Here is a 23,421-nt window from a genome sequence, read left to right on the forward strand (position 1 = left end):
TCAGGCCTGCTTGGGCTTGTAGTTGGCGTTCTCGACGATACGGGCGGATTTGCCGCGACGCGAGCGCAGGTAGTACAGCTTGGCGCGGCGCACGCGGCCACGGCGCACGACGGTGATGCTGTCGATGTTGGTGGAATGCAGGGGGAACACGCGCTCGACCCCTTCACCAAAGCTGATCTTGCGCACGGTGAACGACCCGGCGATGCCGGACCCGTTGTTGCGCGCGATGCACACGCCTTCGTAGTTCTGCACGCGGGTGCGTGTGCCTTCGGTCACTTTGTATCCGACGCGGATGGTGTCGCCCGCGCGGAAATCGGGAATTTCCTTGCCCAGCTCGGCAATCTGTTCCGCTTCCAGTTCTGCGATCAGGTTCATCTGACCTCTCTCCTATGATGCTCGTGGTACGCCACGAAGTTTTTTGCGCGATCAGAGCTTCGGTCTGTCTGTCGGGCCGGTCGCGCCGCCCACCGAAGGGTTCACCGTCATTGCTTGGAACTTTGCGTCAAACGCAAAGCACCGGAGCCACCGAGAGGCGATTCCGGATGGGCGGGGTATAGGCAGTGCGGCGGCCGGGATCAAGGGCGGATTTTCCCTGGTCTGCCGGGCACGCTTGATCCACGTCAATGACGCGCGGGCGCACTCTTTTTACGCTTATGGCGCTTATAGGGGACGAAGGAAAAGGGAACCGCATGGCCACTCAAGCGAAAAGCGCAACCGTCGAGATTGAACCCGTAAAGACATCTACGATCCTCGGCTTCGAACAGGGCGAATACCCCTATGCCGAAAAGCTTGACCGCAAGACCTACGAGGCCGAGAAATCGGCGCTTCAGGTGGAATTGCTGAAGGTGCAGCACTGGGTGCAGGAAACCGGGCAGAAATTCGTTCTGCTTTTCGAAGGACGCGATGCGGCAGGCAAGGGCGGCACGATCAAGCGCTTTACCGAACACCTGAATCCCCGTGGCGCCCGCGTCGTGGCGCTCAACAAACCCACCGAGGAAGAGCGCGGCCAATGGTATTTCCAGCGCTACGTCAAACACCTGCCCACGGCGGGCGAAATCGTTCTCTATGACCGATCCTGGTACAACCGCGCGGGCGTGGAACGGGTGATGAATTTCTGCCAGCCCACCGAATACCTCGAATTCATGCGCCAGACGCCCGAATTCGAACGGATGCTTGTGCGCTCGGGCATCAAGCTTTTCAAATACTGGTTCTCGGTCACGCAGGACGAACAGAAGGCCCGCTTCGCCAGCCGCGAAACCGATCCGCTCAAGCGCTGGAAGCTGTCGCCCATCGACCGCGCATCCTTGGACAAATGGGACGACTACACCGAGGCGAAAGAGGCGATGTTCTTCTACACTGACACCGCCGACGCCCCCTGGACGGTGATCCGGTCGAACGACAAGAAACGCGCGCGCCTCACTTGCATGCGGCACTTCTTGTCGCAACTCGACTACCCCGACAAGGACCCAAAAGTCGCTACGCCGCCCGACCCGCTGATCTATCACCAGGCCGAGGCGGTGCTGAACAATTCCGACCACATCCTTGCGTCCTCCCTGCATCCGCAGGCGCGCAAGAGCTGACTTTATCTACAACCAAGAAGGAAACACTACATGTCTCACGTCCCGCACGAACTGGCCGAGGAATTCCCCGATATGGTCGAACAGATGTCCGCCCTGCGCCAGTCCGACGCGCATTTTGCCAAGCTTGCCGACAGCTATCACGAACTTAACCGTGCGGTGCACCGGGCCGAAACCGATGTGGAGCCCACCAGCGACGACCACATGACCGAGATGCGAAAGCAGCGCATGGCGCTCAAGGACGAGATTTACGGTTATCTCAAGGCCCATGCCTGACAGCTAGGCGATCCGCCCCGGACCTGAGCCGGGGCCTTCCCCTTCATTCGTCGTCGTCCAACAGATCGGGCCGCCGCGCGCGCGTAATCTCCAAAGATTGCGCGCGCCGCCATTTCTCGATCTCGCCGTGATTGCCCGACATCAGGACGGGGGGTATCTCACGCCCCTCCCATACGGCGGGGCGTGTGTACTGCGGATGCTCCAGCAGCCCGTTCGCATGGCTTTCCTCGACCGTGCTCTCCGCGTTGCCCAGAACTCCCGGCAAAAGCCGCACCGTGGCGTCGATCATCGCCTGGGCGGCAATCTCGCCCCCGGTCATCACGAAATCTCCCAGCGATACCTCGGTCACGCCGTAGTGTTCGATGACGCGCTCATCCACGCCTTCGAAGCGCCCGCAAAGCATGGTCACCCCCTGACAAGCCGCAAGGTCACGCGCCATCGCCTGTTCGAACCGCCGTCCGCGCGGCGACATGTAAAGGATCGGCCAGCGCCCCCGGGCATGTGCCTGCGCCGCCTCGATGGCGGGCCCCACCACATCGGCACGCATGACCATCCCCGCACCGCCCCCTGCAGGGGTGTCATCGACATTGCGATTCTTGCCGATGCCAAACTGGCGCAGGTCATGGGTGTGCAATTGCCACAGCCCTTCCTGCAAGGCGCGGCCCGTCAGGCTGGCCCCCAGCACACCGGGAAACAATTCGGGAAAAAGCGTGATTACCCGCGCCTGCCAGACATCGCTGTAATCCGGCTGCGCCTGCATCAGCTCGCGCGGCTTGAGGCTGGCCTTGACCGACTGGCGGCCATGGGAACGGGGCGGTTTCATGCGCGACGGGCCTTTTTCAGGATGTCCGCCTTGGCCGCGTTGCGGGCCTCGGGGGTCTTGTGATTGCGGTTCGCCTCGATCATCGCGGTCAGAACATCGGCATCGAGACGGCTGTTCTTCGGCGGGCAGGGTGTCAGCGCCGCCATGTCCTCGGCAGGAATGTCGCACAGATCGAGAAGCGGCTGCGCCGGCCCCAGCGGCAGATCGCGGCAGTCCTCCAGTGCATGGGCATGCACCGGTGCTGGCACGCGCGCGGCAACTTCGGATACCATGCCTGACAGATCGGCAGCCCCCGCGTAGCGGGCGCAGAACGCATCGAAATCAAGCGTCATGTTCGACGACTTCACATGCTCCCAATGGGCCGACGCGAGCCAGGCACCGGGGCTGCGTGTTGAGAGGTAAATCAGGATATCCGCTTCGGGAAAGCGCGTCTTGACGATCTCCCAATAGGCATAAAGCAGCACAGGCGCCGCCGCATAGCTCTCCAGCTTGCCCCGTCCCGGCAGATGACCGCACAGTTCTTCGGACGAGATGATCAGTGTCCGGCGCGGCATGCCCGGCAGTTCGTTGATCATCCGGCCAAAGCGGGCCTGCACCTTGATCAGCGTCAGCGGGTCCTGATCTGTGGAATAGCCCCGGCTGGCCGCCACGATCTCGCGCATATGCCAGCGCAGGCGCAGGGCCACGTGCTTCTTCAACGCCGCGCGATTCTCGCGCAGCGTGGCCTGAAGGGTCGAAGTGCCCGTCTTGTGAAATCCGGCGTGAATGATGATGCGCCGGGGCATCAGGCGCTGTCCTGCTCCGGCAGGGTGCCCAGCGGCGGATCGGCGACGATACGTCCCGCAGAAAGATCGACCGTGGGCACGGCGGCCTTGGTAAAGGGCAGAAATACCGTCACTGAACTCCCGGCCAGTTGCACCTCAAGCAGGTCGTCGGCCCCGTGGTTCTGCACCGATTTCACCCGACCCAGATGCGCGCCGCCGGTGTCATAGACCTCAAGCCCGATCAGGTCCGCGTGGTAGAACTCGTCATCGGGCAAGGACGGCAACTGACTGCGCTCGGCATAGAGCGTGGTGCCGCGCAGCGCGTCGGCCTCTTCCTTGGTCGCCACCTCTGGGATGCGCGCGGCGAACCCGTTCTTGATGGGACGCAGAATGGCGACGACGAACTTGCGGCTGCGATCCTCGGACCAGAGCGGGCTGTAGCGCTCGATATCCTCGGGCACCGCGCAATAGCTCTTGATCCGCAGCTCGCCCCGGACACCATAGGCCCCGGCAATTGCCCCGACCGGAATGAGATCGCTCATTTCGAGGCCCCCGCGACGGTGCAGAAACTGCCTGACCAATTGCCCTCGGCCGTCATGCATTCAGCCTGCATCTTAGACAGGCTGGAGGACGAACCCGCAAGAAACCCCGCCGCGAAAACCGCCGAAAGCACAACAAGTGAAAGCAAGACCTGCCGTCCCAGAGAGCGCAACATCTTCATTGCAAAAGCTCCGAATCCACGCAGATCGTCCCCGTCCATTCCCCTTCGCCATTGGCGCATTCAATCGCCATCTGGTGACGATCGTACCAGATGCCAAGGCCGAAGCCCAAGAGGAGGGTAACAAGCGGGATGACCAGTCGCAGCATGGGCGAAGCCTGTCGGAAGCAGAGTTGCCCCCCCGGCGCGCCACAATGACTTATGGGTGATGCGCCGGGGGATTTGACGCTTATTCGGAAGCGGCTTCTTCTGCTGCGGCTTCCTCGGCAGGTGCTTCCTCTGCCGGTGCGTTGGCGGCCTCGGCTGCGGCGGCTGCCTTGGCGGCCTTCTCTTCGGCGCGGTCCTGGGCCTTCTTGCCCGGGGTGCCCTTCTTGGGGTTGTTCCGCTCGGTCTTGGGCAGGGCACCTGCGGCTTCCAGCATGCGGCGCACGCGGTCGGTCGGCTGCGCGCCCTTCGCGATCCACTCCTGCACCTTTTCGACGTCCATCTTCACGCGGTCTTCGCTGTCCTTCGGCAGGAGCGGGTTGTACGTGCCGAGCTTGTCGATGAAGCGGCCGTCGCGGGGCATGCGGCTGTCGGCGGCGACGATGCGGTAGAACGGGCGCTTCTTGGAGCCGCCGCGGGCGAGACGAATTTTCATTGCCATGGTGTGTAGTCCTTTTGGTTGGGTAGGGTGGGTTTCAAACCCACCTTACGATTGGTGCTGTTTGTGGTGCTGAATGACTTCAGCGATGATGAAGTTGAGAAACTTCTTGGCGAATTCGGGATCGAGATCCGCTTCCTTCGCCAAATCTTCGAGTCGTGCGATCTGGGCCGCTTCGCGGGCCGGATCGGACGGGGGAAGGTCGTGCGTGGCCTTGAGTTTCCCTACGGCCTGCGTGTGCTTGAACCGCTCGCCCAGCGTATAGACGAGAATGGCGTCCAGCCGGTCGATGCTGGCGCGGTGCTCTTTCAGCACCTCGGCGGCGAGGGTGACGGGATCGGTCATGCGGCCTCCTTTGGGTGTCGCCAGACGTGGCAGGGGGTGCCCATCACCGCGCCGTCGCGCTCGATCCGTGCGCCAAGCTTTTCGGCGAGCGCGCGGGAGCGCGCGTTGTCAGGGCGGATATAGCTGATCATGCCGTCCAGCTTGAATTCCTGCGCGGCGAAGGCGCGCGCGGCGCGGGCGGCCTCATAGGCGTACCCCTTGCCCTCGGCATGGGCAAAAAGCGTCCAGGCCAGCTCCGGCTCGTCCCAGCTTGGCGGGTTCAGCACGCCGACCCAGCCCAGGAAATCGCCGCTATTGCGGTCGTCGACATGCCACAGGCCATGGCCGTGCAGCGCCCAATGCCCGATCCGCGACGCCAGCGCATTGAAGCTGCCATCCGCGTCGCGAGGACCGCCCACCATTTGGCTGCGCTCGGTCGCATAGAAAGCGGTCAGCGTCGGCAGATCGCTCTTCTTCGGCGCGCGCAGGGTCAGGCGCTGGGTGTCGAGCACCGGGATAGGGTCGAGCATGGGGCTCACGCGGCGACCTCCGGTTCGGGATGGCGGAACACCAGCTCCGTTCCGTGGCTCACGTTTTCATAAGTCTTTTCGTGGAACGCGCCCATGCGCTCGGCAAGCGCGATCGAACGTTCGTTGCCGGGAAAGATATTGCTGCTCAGCGTCCGGAAGCCCAAGGTTTCATAGGCGTACCGCCGCGCTTCGACGGCAGCCTCGAAGGCGTATCCCTTGCCTTCGCCGGCCGCGAACATCACCCACCCAAGCTCTGGTTCCGGCCAGCCGTCAGGATACCACAATCCGACCATCCCGACGGTTTCACCATCTTTCGTATCCACGATCCAGAAGCCATAGCCCCGCAGGGCCCAATGACCGATCATGCTGGCATACCAGCGCCAGGCTTCGTTGCGATCGAGAGGCCCCGCAAACCCCGTGGACCGCACCTCATCGGCGAAGAACGCCGCGACATGCTCGAAATCCGCCGCCTCAGGGGCGCGCAGGACAAGCCGTTCGGTCCGAAGGGTCGGTATGGACAGCGACAGAGGCATTACTTTTTCTTTCCAAACCCGCTCAGACCCGGGGGCAGTTGCATGCCGCCGCCCAGACCCGGCAGCTTGCCGCCCATCTGCTTGGCCGCCGCCTCCAGCGCCTTGGGATCCATGCCCTGCGCCATGGCGGCAGGATCCATGCCGCCCTTGCCGAACATGCCCTTCATGGCCTGTTTCAGCATGCCGCCTTTGCCCATCTTGCCCATCTTCTTCATCATGTCCGACATCTGCCGGTGCATCTTCATGAGCTTGTTGAGATCGGAGACCTCCATGCCCGCGCCTGCCGCGATGCGTTTCTTGCGGCTGGCCTGCAGAAGCGCGGGATTGGCACGTTCCTTCTTGGTCATCGACTGAATGAGCGCGATCTGCTGTTTGAGGATCTTGTCGTCCAGCCCCGCGTCCTCGACCTGCTTGGCCATCTTGCCCATGCCGGGCATCATGCCCATCATGCCCTGCATGCCGCCCATCTTGAGCATCTGTTCAAGCTGCATCTTGAGGTCGTTCATGTTGAACTGACCCTTCACCATGCGCTTCATCATCTTCTCGGCCTGTTCGGCCTCGATGGTTTCCTGCGCCTTCTCGACCAGCGCGACGATGTCGCCCATGCCGAGGATGCGGCCCGCGATACGCTCCGGCTCGAAGGTTTCGAGCGCATCCATCTTTTCGCCCAGGCCCACAAACTTGATCGGCTTGCCGGTCACAGCCCGCATCGACAGCGCAGCACCGCCGCGCCCGTCGCCGTCCATCCGGGTGAGAACCACGCCGGTGATGCCGATGCGTTCGTCGAAATTCTCGGCCGTGTGCACCGCGTCCTGACCGGTCAGACCATCGACGACCAGCAGCGTCTCGCGCGGGTTCACGACATCGCGCACCGCCTCGACCTGGGCCATCAGCTCTTCGTCGATGGAAAGACGGCCTGCTGTATCCAGCATGTAGACGTCATAGCCGCCCAGACCCGCCTGCGTCTTGGCGCGCAGGGTGATTGCCACCGGGTCCTCGCCCTTGACGATGGGCAGGGTGTCAACGCCGATCTGCTGGCCGAGGATCGCCAGCTGCTCCATCGCCGCCGGACGGTTCACGTCGAGCGAGGCCATGAGCACGCGCTTGCCCTCTTTCTCCTTCAGGCGCTTGGCAAGCTTGGCGGTGGTCGTCGTCTTGCCGCCGCCCTGCAGGCCCACCATCAGGATCGGGGCAGGCGGGTTGTCGATCTTGAGCGCACCGGGCTCGCCCTCGCCCTTGAGCACGTCGATCAGCGCGTCGTGCACGATCTTGACGACCTGCTGGCCCGGCGTGACCGACTTGGTCACCGCCTGGCCGGTCGCCTTGTCCTGCACGGCCTTCACGAAGTCGCGCGCCACGGGGAGCGAGACGTCAGCCTCCAAGAGCGCCACGCGCACCTCGCGCAGGGCGGTCTTGACGTCGTCCTCGGACAGCGCGCCCTGCTTGGTCAGGCGGTCAAAGACACCGGACAGGCGTTCGCTCAGGTTTTCAAACATGGGGCATGCCCCTCTCTCGTTTCGGTTGCGGGATGCTTCCTAGATAAGAAGACCCGCTCAAATAGACAAACGCTCACCCCTTGACTGAACGGGGCCAAACGCGATTTGCCCCCGTGGGCGCAACGCGCTGACGGGGGGCGATCCCTGCCTCATGGCAATGGGACCGGAAGACATGGCTTCCGGGGTTTCGCGCGGCTTAGGCGATCATCGGTGCGGTGTCAATGCCGCCGTGCCTAAAGCCTTGCGCGCTGGAAATGCATGGCGTCCTTGCCCCAAAGCCTGATGGCCGGCAACCATTCATGGCTTTCCATGATATCAAGGAAGGGTTTGTACTCCGCACTACAAAAAAGCGCTTGCGGGCATTTCACGCGCAATCCGTTCGGTTCGGCATAGAAATCTATCGCACAGCCATAGGCATGCATTGACCAGTTGTTGCTTCCCCGCATCTTGCGGTGGTTATACGCTCCGGCATAGCGGTCAATCCCCAGCCGGTTCATATCGTCTTCGCCGTAGTGCTTGCGGACCTCTATCAGCGCTGCTTCGAGCTGTTGGGCACAGTCACGGTGCACCCTGATCTTGTTGACGCTGGCCCGCAGGTTCCAGTCGATCTTCAGCTTGAAGGGGAGCTCGATGGTGGTCAGCCTGGCTTCGATTTCCGCACCCGGACGCCCGTAGACCTGCGCCACATCGCGCTGGCGCGGGATGTTTGCCGGTGGCGTGAACCCCTGTTCCCGCTCGCGGTCGATCACTTCATCCTTGCCGTTCGTCACCCTGAAAAGAAATGCGTTAAGTGCCTCGGTCGTATTGTTGCCAATCCAACCGTCGACAAGTCCGGCGTCGTGTCCAAGCTGGTTGAGACAGGCTTGGGCACAGGCTGTTCGGCGGCGGTGATCGGTGGTTGTGGTGGGGTCGAAGGTATAGGCCGCGTCGTGGCGGGCCTCGACCTTGTGCATGGCGGCTGTAGACACCGGACCGAATGCGCCGTCTATGCCCCCCGCATAATCACCTGTTGCGGCCATGAGCATCTGAATATGTCGTTCCAGCACGGGAAAATCCTCTCAAAAAAATCTGAAAAAACTCTGGCAAAGCCGACTTCAACTATAACGTGAAAATCGGAAATTTGCAAATTTCCGGCGCGGGCTGGATCGTCAGTTCGCCGCCTCAAGCCAGCCGTTGACGGCCTCCGCCGCCCGCCGTGCCCCGCGCCCGCTGGAATAGACCAGCGTCACCGGATGCGTGCCCGCATCCATCCCGCCCGAGATCACCAGCGCCGCACGATGCGTATCGTTGTCGCCCGAGCGGGAGGTCTGTACCACGGCGCGCTCCAGATACCGCAGCTGCCAGGTCATGAGGCTGTATCCCGACCACGACCGCCGACGCAGCTCAACCAGGTCGCGGGAACGGTCGAGGATGAGCTGCGTGCGCCTCACGAAGATCATGTTGAACCCCACCGCGATGCCCAGACCGCAGGCCACGAAAAGCGCACCCATGCCGGGATCACTTCCAAGGTTCGCCATGCCGATTCCGAAGAACGTGAGCCCAAAAAGCGAGATGAAGATCGCCAGCCACAGCGGATTGTTCTCGACGATCAATTGCTCGGGCGTATTCCGGGTGACCTTCATGGGCCATCCCCCGGATCAACAGAAACCGACTGTGAAAGCAAAACGCGCAGCCCCGAAGGGCCGCGCGTCGTTATCTTGTGTGAAACCGGACCAGCCATCGCCCGAAGTCTAAGACCATGGCCGCGCGTGCGGCCAGAAAAATCAGGCGGCGAGCTTCAGTTCGTCGATCTGGCGGTGCGCCTCTTTCATCGTCGCCTCGGGGTCAAGCGCCAGCTTGTCCGCCGCCACGATGGACACATCGGTGATCCCGATAAAGCCCAGCACATGCCGCATGTAGGTGGTCGCATAGTCGAAATCCGACCCGACCGGCGTGCCGCCCGAGGCAACCGCGAGGATCGCGCGCTTGCCCTTCAGCAGGCCTTCGGGACCGGCCTCGGTATAGCGGAAGGTCTCGCCAGCCCGCGCGACAAGGTCGATCCAGGCCTTGAGCGATGCGGGCACCGAGAAGTTATAGACCGGCAGACCGATCACCAGCGTGTCGGCGGCGCGGATCTCGTCGATCAGCGCATCGGATTGGGCCAGCGCCGCGCGCTGCTCGTCGGTACGCTCATCCGCGGGGACGGCGCGGGCAACAGCCCAGGTGTGGGTGATCTGGGGCAGGGGGCTGCGGGCGAGGTCACGGGTGACCACGGTCTCGGCGTCAAGGGACGCGATGATCTTGTCGGTCAGGTCGCGGGTGACGGAGGTTTCGGTATTGGCGGAACTGTCGATGCGCAGGACTTTCATGGGGTGCTCCATTACGAAAGATTTCAAAAACTCTGCGCCCCGACTTGGTTATTGCATTTGCGAACGCAACGCTCAAAATGGCGCAATTGATGTTCGCTGATGCACAGGAGGCCGTCATCGAGAACTGGGACGAAATCAGGACCGCCTATCAGGTCGCGCGCCTTGGCACGGTCAGCGGTGCAGCCGAGGTTCTGGGTGTGCACCATGCCACGGTCATCCGCCATATCGACGCCCTCGAAGGGCGTCTTGGCGTCAAGCTCTTTCAACGCCACGCGCGCGGCTATACCGCGACCGAGGCGGGCGAGGACCTGCTGCGCGTGGCACAGGCCACCGACGACCAGTTCAGCCAGCTGGCCGGGCGCATCAAGGGCCGTGGCTCCGAGGTTTCGGGCGAACTCGTCGTGACCTCGCTCTCGACGCTGGCCGCCCAGATCACCCCGGTACTTGCCGCCTTCCAGCGCGCGCACAAGGACGTCACTGTCCGCTATCTCACAGGCGACCGCCTGTTCCGGCTCGAATACGCCGAGGCCCATGTGGCGATCCGCGCAGGCGGCCCGCCGGATCAGCCGGACAATGTCGTCCAGCCATTCTGGGAAATGCCCATCGCCGCCTATGCCAGCCGTGACTACGTCGATGAGTACGGTTCGCCGCAAGGTCCGCAGGACTATCCCAAACACCGGTTCATCGGACCCGAGCGCGACGACAGCCGCGCCCCTTTCTACATCTGGCTGCGCGAGAACGTACCCTCGACCTCCGTCACTTTTCGCAGCTCTGACCCCATCGCCCAGACCTCGGCTGTCATATCGGGGGCAGGCATCGGCTTTCTGCCCGAAACCGAAGGCAACCGGCACCCCGATCTTGTGCAGGTCCACCCGCCGCGCCCGGAATGGATGTCGCCCCTCTGGCTGGTCACCCATGTCGACCTGCACCGCACGACCAAGGTGCAAACCCTGCTGAAATTCTTCAAGGATCACGCCAAAGAGGGATTCTTGTGAGCCCCGGCGCATTGGGCCACCTTGCCATGCTCGCCTTTTCCGCCCTTGTGGCGGGATCATTCTCGCTTGGCTCGATCATGGCCAATGACATCGACCCGGCCGCCTTCACCGCGCTGCGCTTCCTGCTTGCGGCGGTCTTTGTAGGCGCTCTCGCCCGCATGCGTGGCGGCTTCGGCAAGGGCAGTTTCACCGCCCCCTGGCGCTACGCCATCCTCGGCGGGCTCTTTGGCATCTATTTCGTCCTGATGTTCGAGGGCCTCAAAACCGCCCCGCCGGTGAGTGCGGCGGCGGTCTTTACCCTTGTCCCCCTCATGGCTGCGGGCTTCGCTTTTGTCCTGCTGCGCCAGATCCTCACCGCCCGCATGGCCGCGGCGCTGATCATCGGTGCCATCGGTGCCCTCTGGGTCATTTTCCGCGCCGATCTCTCCGCGCTGCTGGCCTTCGACATCGGACGGGGCGAGGCGATCTATTTCCTCGGCTGTGTCAGCCACGCGATCTACACGCCCATGGTGCGCCGTCTGAACCGGGGCGAAACCGCCGTGACATTCACCTTCGGCACCGTGGTGGCGGGCGGCATCCTTCTGGTGATCTACACCTGGCCGGAGCTTGCCCGTATCGACTGGGTCGCCTTGCCCGCCCGCGTCTGGGTCGCGCTGTTCTACACAGCCTTCTTTGCCACCGCTTGCACCGTGGTCCTGCTGCAATTCGCCACCCTGCGCCTGCCTTCGGCCAAGGTGATGGCCTATACCTACCTCGTGCCCACATGGGTCATCGTCTGGGAGATCGTACTGGGCAACGGCGTGCCCCGCGCGCTGGTCCTCGGCGGCGTGGCGCTGACCGTTCTCGCCCTGCTGATGCTCTTGCGCGATGACGAGGCAAAGCGCGTCTGACACTTAACCGGGAACCACCTGCGACATTTTGACGTTACCTCTCCAACATTGGAAAGGAACCATCATGAATCGCATCATCTACCTCGTCGGCCTCGTGGTCATCGTTCTGGCCATCGTGCAATTCGTTCTGTGACGAAACCGTCGGCGGGGAGGCCTTTCAGGAGCCCTCTTCGGCTGCCGAAGGCAACTCCGCCGCCAGAAACCGCTCGAAAGCATCGAGATTGACAGGTTCGAACTGTCCGAACCCCTGCATCCAGACCGACGCCTCCCTCAGCGCGTCGGGCTCCAGCTTGCACCATTTCACGCGCCCCCGCTTTTCCTGAGAGATCAGGCCAGCGGAGGTCAGCACATTGAGATGCTTTGATATCGCGGCGAGCGACATCTCGAAGGGCTCGGCCACGTCGGTGACGGCCATGTCGTCCTCCAGCAACATCGCAAGGATGTGGCGCCGCGTGGGGTCGGAAAGGGCGGCGAAAACCTGATCGAGACTGCGTGACATGGATCAAGGGTATCGCGTGTCACCGGGCAGGGGAAGCGTGTCAGAGCCTTGGGTGTCTGGCCTCTTCGGACGGCCAGCGATGGTTCAGCAGTTCCAGTTCGTGTGGCGTGAGGCCGATATCGCGGGCGATATGGGCGCTGAAACGAGGTCTGCCGATTGTGCCGGACGGTTTCAGCGCCTTGAAGAGATGCTTGAGGGTCACCCCAATCTGTCTGATTTTTGCAAATACTATCCCGGCGCGCCACGGCGCGTTATGCTCGATATGAGCCATTTCTGTATCCTTTCTGATGCTTTTTCAGTAAGATGGCATCTCTGGCCTCAACCCACAAAGACAATTACTTGACGCTTTGTGTGCAGAAAACGCACAAATACTGTATGTATCGAAACCTGCCCCCGCTCAACGCTCTGCGCGCCTTTGAGGCTGCAGGCCGACATCAGAGCTTTTCTAAGGCCGCCGAAGAACTTGGTGTCAGCCATTCCTCGATCAGCCGTCATGTGCGCGGGCTGGAGGATCGTCTTGGCGTGCAGTTGTTCCGCGAGCTGTCGCGCGGGGTGGCGCTGTCCCCCGATGGGGCGGTCTATCTGGCGGAGGTCTCACCGGCGCTTGACGCAATCGCTACGGCCACAGACGGGCTGGCGGAGACGCCGCAGGGCACCGTGACGGTCAATGCCGAGCCGCTATTCGCGACCAAGTGGGTCATGCCGCGCCTTGGGGCGTTTACGGCGGCGCACCCCGATATCGAGGTGCGGCTTGAGGCATCTCGGCATCTGGCGGACGTGGCGCGTTATGAGGCGGACCTTGCGATCCGGTTCGTGCATCCCGGCGGGGCCTATCCGGGGTCTGAGCTGCTGAGCGATGCGCCGCTGCATCCATATGCAGCACCGGGTTTGGGCGATACGCCGACGCTCACGCCAGAACAGATCCTGCGCTATCCGCTGCTGCGCGACCGGCGGAATGACACGTGGCGTCGCTGGTTCGCTCTGGCAGGGTGGGAGGACATGGACGCTGTGCCGGTTGCGGGCTGGCGGTTGCGGACAACGCTTGCGATAGAGGCAGCATTAGCGGGGCAGGGGATTTTGCTGGTCTCTGAAGAATTGGTCGCTTCCGACGTTGCGGCAGGACGGTTGCGCAGGGTGTCGGACGTGGGCTTCAGCGAGGGAGGCTATTACCTCGTGCGGGGGGACGGGGCGCTGCGGCGCAAACCGGTGCGGGCCTTTAGGGACTGGTTGCTGGAAGAAAGCCGCCCGTGGCGGAGTGCCGAAGTTAATAGTCAACCGGAAAGTTGAATATTGAAAATAGCGCTAACGGCGGGCATGGGCACGTTGTTGATCGGAATGTCGAGCAAGAAATGTCAATTAGATCAATTTATTATGCACCCTCCGGCCGCAGTTGACTCTGAGCAGACCACCAAGTAGCAAACGCCCTGAAATTCCTGAAAGGGATGGGCCGTGACCGAACCGTCTGAGCAAGAGCGCCTGCGCCAGCTTGAGGAACGGATCAACGCTGCGAAACAGCGCAAGGAACCCAAGCCCCATCAGGAAGAACATTATTCACAGGCGCAACTGGCCTGGCGGATGGTGATCGAACTCGTGGCCGGTCTCGGGATCGGTTTCGGCATGGGGTACGGACTGGATGTGCTGTTTGGCACGCTGCCGATCTTCATGGTGCTGTTTACGATGCTGGGCCTTGCGGCCGGGGTAAAGACGATGCTCCGCTCCGCGCAAGAGATCCAGGACAAGAAATTGGCCCAAGAGGCCGGGAACAAGACGCTCCAAACCAGGGGCACAGACGAAGGAGCCTGAGATGGCGACACCACAGGATGCAGGGGAAGGCGGCGGTCTGGTCTTCCACCCAATGGATCAGTTCATCGTCAAGCCGTTCTTCGGCGACGGGTCCGAGGTGGCGTGGTACACGGTGACCAACGCGACCGTCTGGATGTTCCTCGCGGTGATCGCGGTCTTCCTGCTTCTGGTGCTGGGCAGCTCGGGCCGGGCGACCGTTCCGACACGGATGCAATCCATCGCGGAACTGGCTTACGGCTTCATCTACAAGATGGTCGAGGACATCTGCGGCAAGGAAGGGGTGAAATACTTCCCCTACATCATGACGCTGTTCATGTTCATTGTCTGCGCCAACTTCCTCGGGCTGATCCCGACATCCTTCACGCCCACGTCGCACTTTGCGGTGACCGTGGTGCTGGCGCTTGCCGTGTTCCTGACCGTGACGATCCTCGGCTTCGTCAAGAACGGCGCCGGGTTCCTCAGCCTCTTCTGGGTGTCGTCTGCACCGCTGGCACTGCGCCCGATCCTCGCCATCATCGAGCTGATCTCGTACTTCGTGCGTCCGGTCAGCCACTCCATCCGTCTTGCAGGTAACGTCATGGCGGGCCACGCGGTGATCAAGGTATTCGCGGGCTTTGCGGCACTAACCGCCGTGTCCCCCGTCGCGGTTCTGGGCATCACGGCAATGTACGGTCTGGAGGTCCTCGTGTCCTTCATCCAGGCATACGTTTTCACCATTCTGACGTGCGTCTACCTCAAGGACGCGCTGCATCCGCATCACTAATTCGGGCGACTTACAAACCCGTCCGCATACTCAACTTCCAATCGTAAGGAGAATTCACATGGAAGGCGAACTCGCACACATCGGCGCAGGTCTGGCAGCAATCGGTTCCGGCGCAGCCGCCATCGGGGTGGGCAACGTGGCAGGCAACTACCTCGCGGGCGCTCTGCGCAACCCCTCCGCCGCCGCATCCCAGACGGCAACCCTCTTCATCGGCATCGCGTTCGCGGAAGCGCTGGGCATCTTCGCCTTCCTCGTCGCACTGCTGCTGATGTTCGCCGTCTAATCCTCCGGTAACGATATCCTTACGGGCGGGCAGGGCGCTGTCCCTGTCCGCAGCAAGGCCCCCGTTTCCAAGGAGAAGCCGACATGGCAACTGAAACAACACACAGCGAAGGCGTGGTCGAAAGCGGCGCAGGCATGCCGCAGCTCGATTTCTCCACATGGGGAAACCAGATTTTCTGGCTCGTGCTGGCGCTGATCGCGATCTACCTGATCCTGTCGCGCGTGGCCCTGCCGCGCATCGGTGCCGTTCTGGCCGAACGGGCCGGGACGATCACGAACGATCTCGCCGCTGCCGAGGACCTCAAGGCCAAGGCGGTCGAGGCGGAAGACGCCTACAAGAAGGCGCTCGCTGACGCCCGCACCGAGGCTCAGCGCATCGTTGACGAGGCGAAGGCCGACATCAAGAAAGACCTCGACGCCGCCATCGCCAAGGCCGACGCCGAGATCGCCGCGAAATCCGCTGAGTCGGAAAAAGCGATTGCCGAAATCCGCGCCTCCGCCATGGAGAACGTGAAGGTCGTCGCCAAGGACACCGCGCAAGAGATCGTCGCTGCCCTGGGTGGCAAGGCCGATGCCAAGGCGATCGACGCCGCCGTCGCCGCCTGGATGAAAGGTTAAGCCCATGCGTTATATCCTGACAGCCACGCTGACCGCATTCTTTGCAACCCCTGCGCTTGCCGCGAAGGGCCCGTTCTTCTCGCTCAAGAACACCGATTTCGTGGTGCTTCTGGCGTTCATCCTGTTCATCGCCGTGCTCTTCTACTTCAAGGTGCCCGGCATGATCGGCAAGATGCTGGACAAGCGCGCCGACGACATCAAGTCCGAGCTCGACGAGGCGCGCAAGCTGCGGGAAGAGGCACAGACCCTGCTGGCCAGCTACGAGCGCAAGCAGAAAGAAGTGCAGGAGCAGGCCGAGCGTATCGTCGCCGGTGCCAAGGAAGACGCGCGCCTCGCCGCCGAGCAGGCCAAGATCGACCTTGAGAAATCCGTCGCACGTCGTCTGGCCGCCGCCGAGGACCAGATCGGTTCGGCCGAGGCTGCGGCGATCAAGGAAGTGCGTGACCAGGCCGCGATGATCGCCGTTGCTGCGGCGCGCGAGGTGATCGCCAAGCAGATGACCGCCGCCGACAGCAACAAGCTGATCGACGACGCGATTGCGCAGGTCGATACCAAGCTGCACTAGGGCAAAGCTCTTTGGAAATGTCGAAAAGGCCTCGGATCATCCGGGGCCTTTTTGCTACGCGCGACGCAAGGCTCTTGCAAGAGAATTGCCAAGAGTTTTGCAAAACTCTTGGCGCCCCGCTCAGCCCCCGGTCTCGTGCTGCAACCGCTGCTGGGCGATCACCTCGTTCCGCTCCGCCCTTTGCTGGTCCTCCAGCGAGGCTTCGACGAAATCCAGATGCGCCTCGATCGCCGCACGTGCGCCTGCCGGATCCCGCGCCTGAAGCGCTGCGTTGATCGCCCGGTGCTGATCCAGCAGCGCCGCCCGGCTGGTGCGCTGTTTGAACATGATCTGGCGGTTATAGAACACGCCCTCGCGCAGAAGCTCGTACATCGACCGCATCATGTGCAGCATCACGACGTTATGGCTCGCCTCGATGATCGCCATATGGAACTGCGCATCGAGCTGCGCCTCTTCTTCAGGGTTCCGCTTGGCATGGGTCGCTTCCATCTTGTCGAACACGGTCTGCACGACCGCCAGATCGGTGTCCGACGCCGATTTTGCCGCACGTTCGGCGGCCAGCCCCTCCATGTCCCGGCGGAAAGAGAGGTAGTCAAAGACCGCATCCTCGTGCCGCGCGAAAAGCTGCACCAGCGCCGGGGAAAAGGCGCTGCCCAGCACATCGGCGACGAAGACCCCCGCACCGGGCCGGGCGGTCAGCAGCCCCGCCTCCTGCAATTGCGCAATCGCTTCGCGAAGCGACGGGCGCGACACGTCGAGCCGTTCGGAGAGTTCCCGTTCAGGCGGCAACCGCTCGCCCGGACGCAGCACGCCGCGCAGGATCAATTGCTCGATCTGGCGGACCACGGCGGTCGACAGCTTTTCCGATGTCACGGGGCGAAAGGGCATGGTCTCTCCTGAAATTGGTTAGATCATATGACCAAAGCGCAAGGCCCGCAATGACGATCCATACCCCGTATCGCCCAAAAGTTGCCGGCTGCGGCTTGGAGAGGAACGCCAAAAACCGCCCGTGCCGCTTAGCAAATCCTTAACCTTCCCGGCCCACCGTCTGCTCATGCGCCCCCTCGCTCCGGTCCTTCTCTGCACGCTCCTCCTTGGTGCTTGCAACACCCCCAGCCCGCCCTTCCGGCAGGCCGCCCCCACCCGCGTCACCATCGCCGGTTCCACCTTCGACGTGCGTGTGCAGGGCCGCCGCGCCGAAGCGTTGCGCATCAACCCCCAATACGCCCCCCCGCTTCGGCCCCATCCGGGGCCGCGCGGCCATGGCGATGGAGGCCATCAGCGGCTGCAAGGTGGTGCGTCTTACCGGCGATCAGGCGCTTGCCATAGCCCATCTCGACTGCGGCAAGGGCCCGCCGCCCCTTGTCATCGAACCGGTCGACATCGAATGCGTTCCCGTCCGTGGCAGCGAAATCAGGGAGGTGGGCCAGGTCCGCATCGAACTCGACTGCGGCTGACACCCTCCCCCAAAAAACCTCAATATCTTGTGGATAAAGCGCCCTATTCTCCCTCCCCTTGTGGTCATTGCTTGACTCACCGACCCTCACCCCCGCATTTTCAACCTCAGGCAGGAATCATCGGAGCCCCGCAAAGGTGCGCTTTTCCAAACTCAGACTGACGGGCTTCAAAAGCTTCGTGGACCCCACCGACCTGATCATCGCCGATGGTCTGACGGGCGTCGTGGGGCCGAACGGCTGTGGCAAGTCAAACCTGCTGGAAGCGCTCCGCTGGGTCATGGGCGAAAACCGCCCCACCGCCATGCGCGGCGGCGGGATGGAAGACGTGATCTTTGCCGGTGCCGCTACGCGGCCTGCCCGCAACTTTGCCGAAGTGGCGCTGCACATCGACAACTCCGACCGCCTCGCGCCCGCCGGTTTCAATGACAGCGACCAGCTTGAAATCGTCCGCCGCATCACCCGCGACGTGGGCAGCGCTTACAAGGCAGGCGGCAAGGACGTGCGCGCCCGCGATGTGCAGATGCTCTTTGCCGATGCCTCCACCGGGGCCCATTCCCCCGCACTTGTCCGGCAGGGCCAGATCGCCGAACTGATCAACGCCAAGCCCAAGAACCGCCGCCGCATCCTCGAAGAGGCGGCAGGCATTTCCGGTCTCTACCAGCGCCGCCACGAGGCGGAACTCAAACTGAACGCCGCCGAGGCCAACCTTGCACGTGTCGACGACGTGATCGAACAGCTGGCCAGCCAACTGGCCCAGCTGGCGCGACAGGCCCGGCAGGCCGCCCGCTACCGCGAAATCGGCACGGAACTGCGGCGCAGCGAGGGGATGCTGCTCTATCGCCGCTGGCGCGAGGCTGACGACGCCCGCGCCCGCGCAGACGAAGAGCTTCGTCACCGCGTCACTGAAACCGCGCAGGCCCAGGGTGTTGTGCAACAGGCCACCAAGCTCCGCCAGTCCGCCGAGGAGGCCCTTCCCCCCCTCCGAGAGGAAGAGGCGATCGCCGCCGCTGTGCTCCAGCGCCTTGTCGTGCAGCGCGATACACTGAGCGATCAGGAAGCGCGGGCGCAGCAGACCATCGAAACCCTGACGGGCCGCATCGCACAGCTGACCCGCGACATCGAACGCGAGACCGGTCTCAACCGCGACGCGGGCGAAACCATCGAGCGGCTGGAATGGGAAGCCCGCGAACTCGCCAAGGCCAGCGAAGGCCACGCCGAAGCGCTCGAAGCTGCCTCCGAGGCCGCACACGACGCCGCTGCCGTTCTGCAAAAGCAGGAATCCGACCTTTCCGAACAGACCGAGGACGTCGCCCGCCTTGCCGCCCGCCACGGCTCTGCCGAACGTCTGCTGGTAGACAGCCGCAAGACGCAGGCAAAATCCGAAGAAGAGGCGCAGAAGGCACAGGAAGCGGTCGTCCAGAGCCGCGCGAAGCTTGCCGAAGCCGCCGAAGGTTTCGAAGCGGCCAAACGCACCGAAGCCGTCGCAGTCGCCGCCGCCGCCGAAGCCGAAGCCGCCCTCATCACCGCCGAGGAAGCCCGCGCCGAAACCCAAGCGCGCGAAGCTGATGTGCGCGCCGAACGCTCCGAGGCCGAGGGCGAAATGAACGCCCTGCGCGCCGAGGTTGCTGCGCTGGCCAAGCTTGTCGAACGCGACACCGCCGAGGGCGGCCAGATCCTCGACCGGCTGCAGGTGGAGCACGGGTTCGAAAAAGCGCTCGGCGCGGCCCTCGCCGATGATCTGCGCGCGCCTCAGGTGGACGAGGACGGCCCCTCCGGCTGGGCCGTTCTGCCCGCCTACGACAGCGATCAGCCCCTGCCCAGTGGCGTGACCCCGCTGACCCATCACGTCTCCGTCCCCGATGTGCTGGCCCGCCGGATGAGCCAGATCGGCCTTGTCGATGCCGACGAAGGCGCCGCCCTGCAATCCGCCCTTCTGCCCGGTCAGCGGCTGGTGTCGCTCGAAGGTGATCTCTGGCGCTGGGACGGCTACCGCGCCTGGGCCGAGGATGCGCCCTCTGCCGCCGCCCTGCGCCTGCAACAACTCAACCGCCTCGAAGTGCTCAAGCAGGCGTTGGAGCAGGCCAGCCAGCGCGCCGAAGCCGCACGCGACGCCCATGATCGCCTCACCCGGCTGCTGGCCGAACGGACCGAGGCCGACAAACGCGCCAGAGAAGCGCGCCGCGAGGCGGATCGCGCCGTGGCCGACGCGGGCCGCGCGCTCAGCCGCATGGAAGCCGACCGCAACCTTGCCGAAGGGCGTCTGGAAAGCCTTGGCCTTGCCGTGAAGCGCCACGAGGAAGAGGCCATGGTCGCCCGTGGCCGCGTGCTCGAGGCCGAGCGTGCTTTGGCGGAGTTGGGCGATCTGGACGAGGCCCGCGCAGGCATCGAAGATCTGCGCATGACGGTCGAGGCCGCGCGCATCACCATGATGTCCCGCCGCTCAGCCCATGACGAATTGCGCCGCGAGGGCGAGGCGCGCACGAAGCGGGCGCAGGAAGTGACAAAGGAAATCAGCGGCTGGCGTCACCGCTTGGAAACGGCCGAGAAACGCAGCGCCGAACTGGTCGAGCGCAAGGCGGCATCGGAGGCCGAGCTTGAAGCCGCCAGCGCCGCCCCTGCCGAGATCGCCGCCCAACGCGCGGAGCTTGGGACAGAGATCGCCAAGGCCGAATCCCGCAAAGCGGCAGCCTCGGACACCCTGTCCAAAGCCGAAAACGCGCTGCGCGAGGCAACGCTGGCCGAACGCGAGGCAGAGCGTGACGCCTCCGAAGCGCGCGAGGCCCGCGCCCGCGCCGAAGCCCGCGCCGAAGCCGCGAAAGAAGTCGTATCCGCCGCCGCAGACCGCATCGCCGAAGACAGCCAGCTCACCCCGAACCAGCTGCTTACCTCGCTTGACGTGAACCCCGACCAGATGCCAAGCGCCGACCGGCTCGAGGCGGACGTCAACCGCCTCAAGCGCCAGCGCGACGCGCTGGGTGCCGTGAACCTGCGGGCCGAGGAAGACGCCAAGGAAGTCCAGGCCGAGCACGATACCCTCGTCGCTGAAAAGGCGGATCTCGAAGAAGCCATCCGCACCCTCCGCTCTGGCATCGCCAGCCTCAACCGCGAGGGCCGCGAGCGTCTGCTGACCGCCTTCGAGCAGGTGAATTCCAACTTCTCCATGCTCTTCCGCCACCTCTTTGGCGGAGGTGAGGCGAACCTCGTGATGGTCGAATCCGACGACCCGCTTGAAGCCGGGCTTGAGATCATGTGCCAGCCGCCGGGCAAGAAACTCAGCACGCTCAGCCTGCTGTCAGGCGGTGAACAGACGCTCACCGCAATGGCCCTGATCTTTGCCGTATTCCTCGCCAACCCTGCGCCGATCTGCGTGCTGGACGAGGTCGACGCGCCGCTCGACGACGCCAACGTCACCCGGTTCTGCGACCTCTTGGACGAGATGTGCCGCCAGACCGACACGCGTTTTCTGATCATCACCCACCACGCGGTGACCATGTCGCGTATGGACCGCTTGTTCGGTGTCACCATGGCCGAACAGGGTGTAAGCCAGCTGGTGTCCGTTGATTTGAAGAAGGCCGAAACGCTGGTGGCCTGAGCCTCCGCGCCCTGCAAAGAAGGTTAACACCTTCTTGAGAAATCACCGCCAATCTGATCCATGCCGCAACCCTTTGCGGTGTCAGGAGGTGATGACACTTGAACGAAAAATCGTTTCGAAAATGGATGGTTCTGATCGCGGTGGCGACATTGCTGCTTGGTATCATCCGGCTCTTGATCGGGGCATAATACCCTGAAAAAAAGAGTGGCCCCGCAGAGTGGTACCTCTGCGGGGTCTGTATTTGAGGTGACGTCCTTGAACGAAACATCATTCCGATAATGCAAACATAAGCCAAAACGCCCAAGTCTGCAAACCCACTACCGCATATCGCGGTTAACAAATCCCTATTTCGGCGCCACCCGCTCAACCGGCCCGCCTGCCTTTTCCCAGCCGCTGAACCCGTCCTTCAGATGCGCCGCCTCGAACCCCATGTCCTGCAGCGTCGCCACCGATATCGCCGACCGTCAGCCCGAAGCGCAGTGAAAGACAAACTTTTTGTCCTGCCCAAAGACCTCCTTGAAATAGGGGCTCTCGGGATCGACCCAGAATTCAAGCATCCCGCGCGGGCAATGGAAACTGCCGGGAATGAATCCATTCCGCTCCCGCTCGCGCGGGTCGCGCAGATCGAAGATCTGCACATTCGGATCATCCACCATTCCGATCGCGTCCCCGGTCTCGATCTCCTCGATCCGCGCGCGTGCCGCGGCCACCATTTGTGCCGCGGTTTTCTTCAATGGCATTTCAACACCTCCCCTTCAAAGTCTCGACAAAAGCTCTGCCGTGGGCCAGCCGTCCACGGGCAATCCCAGCCGCGCCTGCTCGGCGCGCACGGCCGCCCGCGTCCCTGCACCAAGGATCCCGTCGATCCCGCCCACATCATGCCCCAAGGCCTGAAGTTTGGTCTGCAGTGCCTTCATCTGTCCGTCGTCCAGACCGGGCGCGGGCGATCCGGCATCGAACACCTGAGCGCCGTTCAGCCGGGTCGCGAAATAGGCTGCGGTCAGAACGTAGGTAAAGCTCTGGTTCCACTCGAAAAAGACCCGGAAATTCGGATAGGCAAGGAACGCGAGCCCCCCGCGCCCCTGCGGCAGCAGTATCGACGCCTCCAGCCCCCCGGCCAGTGGCCCATTGCGCGCCTCGACCCCCAGCGCCTGCCACTCTTCCACCGGCTTGCTCACCTCCAGTCCCGTGAGCGCCCAGTCGAACCCATTCGGCAAGCGCACCTCGGCCAGCCATGGCTCTCCCGCGCGCCAGCCAAGATGTTGCAGAATCTTGCCCCCGGACATCAGCGCATCCGGCGCAGAGGTCTTCAGCGAAACCTGACCGTCCCCATCGCCATCAATGCCATTCTCAAGGATATCCTGCGGCAGCATCTGCACCATGCCGATTTCACCGGCCCAGGCCCCGGTCGTGGTCCGGGGATCGAACCCGCCTTGCGCATAAAGCTCCACCGCCGCCAGCACCTGCGGCCGGAACAGATCGGGCCTCCGGCAATCGTGGGCAAGCGTGACCAGCGCATTGGCGGTGTTGTAATCCCCCTGAAAGGCGCCGTAGTCGGTCTCGAACGCCCAGAAGGCAAGCAGAACGCCACGGTCCACACCATACTCTCGCTCGACCCGGTCAAAGACGGCGTCGTACCTCTCAGCGTTCGCCCGCCCCCGCGCGATCCGGTCGTTCGAGATCAGCCGCCGCGCAAAATCGACGAAGGGCAGTTGAAAGACCCCCTGCCGACGATCCGCGCGCAGCACGGCCTCGTCCTGCCGTACACCGGCAAAGAACGCTTCCGCAGTCTCCGGGGCGATACCTGTCGAGACGGCTTCCTTCTTCAATCCTTCGACGAATACGTCGAACGGACCCCCGCAAGCCGCAAAGCCGGGGCTCGCGGCTGTCGCACAGATCATCGCAAAAAGAATTCTGAACTTCAT

The 23,421-nt window shown here is 63.2% G+C and carries 30 protein-coding genes and 1 pseudogene; 12 read left to right on the forward strand and 19 right to left on the reverse strand.

Features of this window, described 5'->3' with window-relative positions; all coding sequences use genetic code 11:
- Positions 1-375: a 50S ribosomal protein L19 gene (rplS, locus tag AB2B41_RS02035; protein WP_367876069.1), complete on the reverse strand. Its 375-nt coding sequence runs from the start codon at positions 373-375 to the stop codon at positions 1-3.
- A 314-nt stretch (positions 376-689) separates the two neighbouring features.
- Here rplS and ppk2 point away from each other — a divergent pair, with 314 nt between their 5' ends.
- Both ppk2 and AB2B41_RS02045 read left to right on the forward strand, forming a co-directional pair.
- A complete protein-coding gene (ppk2, locus tag AB2B41_RS02040; RefSeq protein WP_367876070.1) occupies positions 690-1,580 on the forward strand; it encodes a polyphosphate kinase 2 in 891 nt (296 codons plus the stop codon).
- A gap of 30 nt (positions 1,581-1,610) precedes the next feature.
- Complete coding sequence (locus tag AB2B41_RS02045) at positions 1,611-1,853, forward strand: HP1242/YdcH family protein (RefSeq protein ID WP_367876071.1); 243 nt, start codon at positions 1,611-1,613, stop codon at positions 1,851-1,853.
- A gap of 43 nt (positions 1,854-1,896) precedes the next feature.
- Here AB2B41_RS02045 and trmD read toward each other — a convergent pair whose 3' ends face one another.
- The 12 genes from trmD to AB2B41_RS02105 form a co-directional block, all read right to left on the reverse strand.
- Positions 1,897-2,676, reverse strand: a complete 780-nt coding sequence (gene trmD, locus AB2B41_RS02050; RefSeq protein ID WP_367876072.1) for a tRNA (guanosine(37)-N1)-methyltransferase TrmD — start codon at positions 2,674-2,676, stop codon at positions 1,897-1,899.
- Complete coding sequence (locus tag AB2B41_RS02055; protein WP_367876073.1) at positions 2,673-3,461, reverse strand: hypothetical protein; 789 nt, start codon at positions 3,459-3,461, stop codon at positions 2,673-2,675. The genes trmD and AB2B41_RS02055 overlap by 4 nt, the downstream gene beginning before the upstream one ends.
- Positions 3,461-3,982, reverse strand: a complete 522-nt coding sequence (gene rimM / locus AB2B41_RS02060; RefSeq protein WP_367876074.1) for a ribosome maturation factor RimM — start codon at positions 3,980-3,982, stop codon at positions 3,461-3,463. The genes AB2B41_RS02055 and rimM overlap by 1 nt, the downstream gene beginning before the upstream one ends.
- 175 nt (positions 3,983-4,157) lie before the next feature.
- Positions 4,158-4,307, reverse strand: a complete 150-nt coding sequence (locus tag AB2B41_RS02065; RefSeq protein WP_367876075.1) for a hypothetical protein — start codon at positions 4,305-4,307, stop codon at positions 4,158-4,160.
- Between the two features lie 80 nt (positions 4,308-4,387).
- A complete protein-coding gene (gene rpsP / locus AB2B41_RS02070) occupies positions 4,388-4,804 on the reverse strand; it encodes a 30S ribosomal protein S16 (RefSeq protein WP_367876076.1) in 417 nt (138 codons plus the stop codon).
- A 45-nt stretch (positions 4,805-4,849) separates the two neighbouring features.
- The gene (locus tag AB2B41_RS02075; protein ID WP_367876077.1) at positions 4,850-5,146 is read right to left on the reverse strand and encodes a chorismate mutase; all 297 of its coding nucleotides are present in this window, start codon (positions 5,144-5,146) and stop codon (positions 4,850-4,852) included.
- Positions 5,143-5,655 carry a GNAT family N-acetyltransferase gene (locus tag AB2B41_RS02080; RefSeq protein ID WP_367876078.1) on the reverse strand — a complete coding sequence of 171 codons (513 nt, stop codon included), beginning with the start codon at positions 5,653-5,655 and terminating at the stop codon, positions 5,143-5,145. The genes AB2B41_RS02075 and AB2B41_RS02080 overlap by 4 nt, the downstream gene beginning before the upstream one ends.
- A gap of 5 nt (positions 5,656-5,660) precedes the next feature.
- On the reverse strand, positions 5,661-6,188 hold the full coding sequence (locus tag AB2B41_RS02085; protein WP_367876079.1) for a GNAT family N-acetyltransferase: 528 nt from the start codon (positions 6,186-6,188) through the stop codon (positions 5,661-5,663).
- The gene (gene ffh, locus AB2B41_RS02090; RefSeq protein ID WP_367876080.1) at positions 6,188-7,684 is read right to left on the reverse strand and encodes a signal recognition particle protein; all 1,497 of its coding nucleotides are present in this window, start codon (positions 7,682-7,684) and stop codon (positions 6,188-6,190) included. Before ffh ends, AB2B41_RS02085 begins: the two co-directional genes overlap by 1 nt.
- 233 nt (positions 7,685-7,917) lie before the next feature.
- Positions 7,918-8,730 carry a M15 family metallopeptidase gene (locus AB2B41_RS02095; protein ID WP_367876081.1) on the reverse strand — a complete coding sequence of 271 codons (813 nt, stop codon included), beginning with the start codon at positions 8,728-8,730 and terminating at the stop codon, positions 7,918-7,920.
- Between the two features lie 102 nt (positions 8,731-8,832).
- Positions 8,833-9,306, reverse strand: coding sequence for a hypothetical protein (locus AB2B41_RS02100; RefSeq protein ID WP_367876082.1), 474 nt, complete (start codon positions 9,304-9,306; stop codon positions 8,833-8,835).
- A 141-nt stretch (positions 9,307-9,447) separates the two neighbouring features.
- On the reverse strand, positions 9,448-10,032 hold the full coding sequence (locus AB2B41_RS02105; RefSeq protein WP_367876083.1) for an FMN-dependent NADH-azoreductase: 585 nt from the start codon (positions 10,030-10,032) through the stop codon (positions 9,448-9,450).
- Positions 10,033-10,148: 116 nt separating this feature from the next.
- Here AB2B41_RS02105 and AB2B41_RS02110 point away from each other — a divergent pair, with 116 nt between their 5' ends.
- Together AB2B41_RS02110 and AB2B41_RS02115 are read left to right on the forward strand one after the other, a co-directional pair.
- Positions 10,149-11,027: a LysR family transcriptional regulator gene (locus tag AB2B41_RS02110; protein ID WP_367876170.1), complete on the forward strand. Its 879-nt coding sequence runs from the start codon at positions 10,149-10,151 to the stop codon at positions 11,025-11,027.
- Complete coding sequence (locus AB2B41_RS02115; protein WP_367876084.1) at positions 11,024-11,917, forward strand: DMT family transporter; 894 nt, start codon at positions 11,024-11,026, stop codon at positions 11,915-11,917. Before AB2B41_RS02110 ends, AB2B41_RS02115 begins: the two co-directional genes overlap by 4 nt.
- Before the next feature lie 157 nt (positions 11,918-12,074).
- On the opposite strand, the gene AB2B41_RS02120 is transcribed toward AB2B41_RS02115, so the two are convergent.
- A complete protein-coding gene (locus AB2B41_RS02120; RefSeq protein WP_367876085.1) occupies positions 12,075-12,416 on the reverse strand; it encodes an ArsR/SmtB family transcription factor in 342 nt (113 codons plus the stop codon).
- Positions 12,417-12,456: 40 nt separating this feature from the next.
- On the reverse strand, positions 12,457-12,687 hold the full coding sequence (locus AB2B41_RS02125; protein ID WP_367876086.1) for a hypothetical protein: 231 nt from the start codon (positions 12,685-12,687) through the stop codon (positions 12,457-12,459).
- A gap of 104 nt (positions 12,688-12,791) precedes the next feature.
- Here AB2B41_RS02125 and AB2B41_RS02130 point away from each other — a divergent pair, with 104 nt between their 5' ends.
- From AB2B41_RS02130 to AB2B41_RS02155, 6 genes are all read left to right on the forward strand, one after another.
- The gene (locus AB2B41_RS02130) at positions 12,792-13,703 is read left to right on the forward strand and encodes a LysR substrate-binding domain-containing protein (protein WP_367876087.1); all 912 of its coding nucleotides are present in this window, start codon (positions 12,792-12,794) and stop codon (positions 13,701-13,703) included.
- Positions 13,704-13,865: 162 nt separating this feature from the next.
- On the forward strand, positions 13,866-14,219 hold the full coding sequence (locus AB2B41_RS02135; protein ID WP_367876088.1) for an AtpZ/AtpI family protein: 354 nt from the start codon (positions 13,866-13,868) through the stop codon (positions 14,217-14,219).
- 1 nt (position 14,220) lies between these two features.
- The gene (locus AB2B41_RS02140) at positions 14,221-14,982 is read left to right on the forward strand and encodes a F0F1 ATP synthase subunit A (protein WP_367876089.1); all 762 of its coding nucleotides are present in this window, start codon (positions 14,221-14,223) and stop codon (positions 14,980-14,982) included.
- Between the two features lie 58 nt (positions 14,983-15,040).
- On the forward strand, positions 15,041-15,265 hold the full coding sequence (locus tag AB2B41_RS02145) for a F0F1 ATP synthase subunit C (RefSeq protein WP_011567586.1): 225 nt from the start codon (positions 15,041-15,043) through the stop codon (positions 15,263-15,265).
- A gap of 83 nt (positions 15,266-15,348) precedes the next feature.
- Complete coding sequence (locus AB2B41_RS02150) at positions 15,349-15,882, forward strand: F0F1 ATP synthase subunit B' (protein WP_367876090.1); 534 nt, start codon at positions 15,349-15,351, stop codon at positions 15,880-15,882.
- A gap of 4 nt (positions 15,883-15,886) precedes the next feature.
- A complete protein-coding gene (locus AB2B41_RS02155; protein ID WP_367876091.1) occupies positions 15,887-16,447 on the forward strand; it encodes a F0F1 ATP synthase subunit B in 561 nt (186 codons plus the stop codon).
- A gap of 120 nt (positions 16,448-16,567) precedes the next feature.
- On the opposite strand, the gene AB2B41_RS02160 is transcribed toward AB2B41_RS02155, so the two are convergent.
- Together AB2B41_RS02160 and AB2B41_RS02165 are read right to left on the reverse strand one after the other, a co-directional pair.
- Positions 16,568-17,335 (reverse strand): FadR/GntR family transcriptional regulator, encoded by a 768-nt coding sequence (locus tag AB2B41_RS02160; protein ID WP_367876092.1) that lies wholly within the window; start codon positions 17,333-17,335, stop codon positions 16,568-16,570.
- 139 nt (positions 17,336-17,474) lie between these two features.
- On the reverse strand, positions 17,475-17,738 hold the full coding sequence (locus AB2B41_RS02165; protein WP_367876093.1) for a hypothetical protein: 264 nt from the start codon (positions 17,736-17,738) through the stop codon (positions 17,475-17,477).
- A gap of 1 nt (position 17,739) precedes the next feature.
- Here AB2B41_RS02165 and AB2B41_RS02170 point away from each other — a divergent pair, with 1 nt between their 5' ends.
- Together AB2B41_RS02170 and smc are read left to right on the forward strand one after the other, a co-directional pair.
- A complete protein-coding gene (locus AB2B41_RS02170) occupies positions 17,740-17,904 on the forward strand; it encodes a hypothetical protein (protein WP_367876094.1) in 165 nt (54 codons plus the stop codon).
- Positions 17,905-18,040: 136 nt separating this feature from the next.
- Positions 18,041-21,496 carry a chromosome segregation protein SMC gene (gene smc / locus AB2B41_RS02175; RefSeq protein WP_367876095.1) on the forward strand — a complete coding sequence of 1,152 codons (3,456 nt, stop codon included), beginning with the start codon at positions 18,041-18,043 and terminating at the stop codon, positions 21,494-21,496.
- 344 nt (positions 21,497-21,840) lie between these two features.
- Here smc and AB2B41_RS02180 read toward each other — a convergent pair.
- Positions 21,841-22,236, reverse strand: a pseudogene (locus AB2B41_RS02180) (rhodanese-like domain-containing protein).
- Positions 22,237-22,251: 15 nt separating this feature from the next.
- On the reverse strand, positions 22,252-23,421 hold the full coding sequence (locus AB2B41_RS02185; RefSeq protein WP_367876096.1) for a lytic murein transglycosylase: 1,170 nt from the start codon (positions 23,419-23,421) through the stop codon (positions 22,252-22,254).

This window comes from Sulfitobacter sediminis (genome assembly GCF_040811725.1).
GTDB lineage: Bacteria > Pseudomonadota > Alphaproteobacteria > Rhodobacterales > Rhodobacteraceae > Sulfitobacter > Sulfitobacter sediminis.